Here is a 2169-nt window from a genome sequence, read left to right as displayed (position 1 = left end):
CTGGTCTAACAGAGCGCTAGTTTGCACCAAAGAAGACATGGGTGATAGTCTGCTAGGCCCTTTTAGCCTTAAGTGCACGGCTGAAGGGAGAAATGGGAAGAATCGAATTTATCACGATGAAATTATTGAAAAAACCATCAACGTCGATTTTTACGTCGACGGCGATAACTGGGATAAAAATGACTCAATGACAAATTAGCCCACAGTAATGGGAACCTGCCGAATACTTCAGCCACGCCCCGGCAGGTCACCTGCTGTCACAAACCCTGGGTAAACCCGATACCAATACAGACAACAGCGCTCAGGTCACCGGAAACCGTCTCGCATTTCAGGGAGACCGGCACTTTGAGTACGACGAATTTGGTAACCTGGTCAAAGAGAAACGCGGTAAGGGCCAGCAACTGGTTACCCGCTACCATTACGACTGTCAGCATCGCCTGATTAAGGCACAAACCCCTGACGGTACCCTGGCAGAGTACCAGTACGACGCCTTTGGCAGACGAATCCGTAAAACCGTCACGGACCATACCCTGGCGCAGACCACAACCGAGTTTGTCTGGCAGGCTGACCGATTAATCGCCGAAACCGACCATCAGGGCCACTACCAGAGCTATCTGTATGAGCCGGGCACCTTTAAGCCCCTGGCCCTGATTAAGGGTGAAGCCAATACCCCGGATAGCGATGCATCAATTACTACTGCACCGGAAATCTATTACTACCAGCTGGACCACCTGGGCACGCCACAGGAGATGACCGATACCACAGGTAATACCGTATGGAGCGTGCAATACCGTGCCTACGGCAATGTACTCAAGCAGGAAGTGGAAGAGATACACAGCCCCCTGCGCTTCCAGGGGCAGTACTATGATGTAGAAACCGGCCTGCACTACAACCGGCACCGTTATTACAACCCCAACTCCGCCGCGTTTTTAACCTTAGATCCGATTGGACTTGCAGGCGGCCTCAATAACTATCAATATGTGCCTAACCCTACGGGCTGGATAGACCCACTGGGGTTGGCGAATAAGAAAGGGGATGAGTTTTGTTGTGGGGGGGATGGTCCAAACGCAAATAGAGTACATAACGGTTCGGAAAGCTCAATTCAATATGCTCAGTTGAAAGAGCACTATCGTGCACTTGACTCTAAGTATACTCCATTGGCTAATAAAAGAATTGTAGGAAATAATCACCCCATTAATTTTGAAAAAGCTAATACGGTCCACTCTGTAAGAGATGGTGCTAATGTAAGGTATAATCCAGATGCATACCCAGACTTTATTCCAGTTTCGGTAATTAATGTTGATATACCTAAAATGGTTGGAAAACGTAGGACCGACTTTAAAGCTGCAAATATTGAGGCAGGTTTTGGTACTGGAGCATATTCTCATCAAGAGTTTTTCCCAAATCACATTTGGCATCATCACCAAAATGGAAGAACAATGATGTTAGTGCCTGAAGATTATCATGCCGTTGGACACTCAGGTGGCGATTCAATAGCGAAAAAAGTAGGAGGTTTAAATGAGAAACTTAAATCAAATTAGATTGAATGGAAAAGTAACTTCTGGTGATATAGCTGCTACGGAAGAAGCACTTGGATGTCAGTTTACAGATGAATACAAGCATTTTCTTGAAACATATAATGGTGGATTATTCTCTGAGCAGGTGTTTGAATTTGATGATGATGAAACTAATGTCATATTTCTAGGAATAAACGGTGAAAAGGACTTAGTCCAGATAAACACACTTTACAAAGAAAAGCTTCCTAGTGGTCTTGTAGCAATAGGAATGGATCCAGGGGGCGATTTAGTGTGCCTTTCGTTGAGAAATAATACTAAAGATAGAGTCTATTACTGGAGAGCAGAAGAAGAACCTCGAAAAATTGAAAATCTTGCACTTGTCTCTGAATCTTTTAACAGTTTTCTAGAGATATTAGAGGTAGACGACTAGTTTAGAAACTAAAAGAATGAAACTAAAAGGACACGCACCAAAATTTGACAGAAATCACCTTTTAACTAACACTTAAAAGGTGATTTTTCTCTAGGAGGGAGTAATGACCCTACCTCGAAAACAGCTTATTTGTGCAGAATCGACGCCTTACTATCATGTAACGAGCCGCTGTGTGCGGCGCGCCTTTCTTTGTGGTTATGATAACTACGCTAAACGCAGCTA

Annotated in this window: 3 protein-coding genes and 1 pseudogene; all 4 read left to right on the top strand. The window is 44.5% G+C overall.

All coding sequences use genetic code 11. The features are described 5' to 3' along the window. The coding region (locus tag D1Z90_RS21825) for a hypothetical protein (protein WP_232525327.1) at window positions 1–199 on the top strand (199 nt) is incomplete at its 5' end. Between the two features lie 52 nt (window positions 200–251). Further along, a complete protein-coding gene (locus tag D1Z90_RS22050) occupies window positions 252–1541 on the top strand; it encodes an RHS repeat-associated core domain-containing protein (RefSeq protein ID WP_332835984.1) in 1290 nt (429 codons plus the stop codon). Next, window positions 1519–1947 carry an SMI1/KNR4 family protein gene (locus D1Z90_RS20410; protein ID WP_119912612.1) on the top strand — a complete coding sequence of 143 codons (429 nt, stop codon included), beginning with the start codon at window positions 1519–1521 and terminating at the stop codon, window positions 1945–1947. The genes D1Z90_RS22050 and D1Z90_RS20410 overlap by 23 nt, the downstream gene beginning before the upstream one ends. A gap of 103 nt (window positions 1948–2050) precedes the next feature. Next, window positions 2051–2169, top strand: a pseudogene (locus tag D1Z90_RS22045) (transposase); the annotation flags it as partial.

Origin of the sequence: Motilimonas pumila, from assembly GCF_003596335.1 — a bacterium.
Lineage (GTDB): Bacteria > Pseudomonadota > Gammaproteobacteria > Enterobacterales > CBDFNC01 > Motilimonas > Motilimonas pumila.
This window is presented reverse-complemented; position numbering and strand designations above follow the sequence as displayed.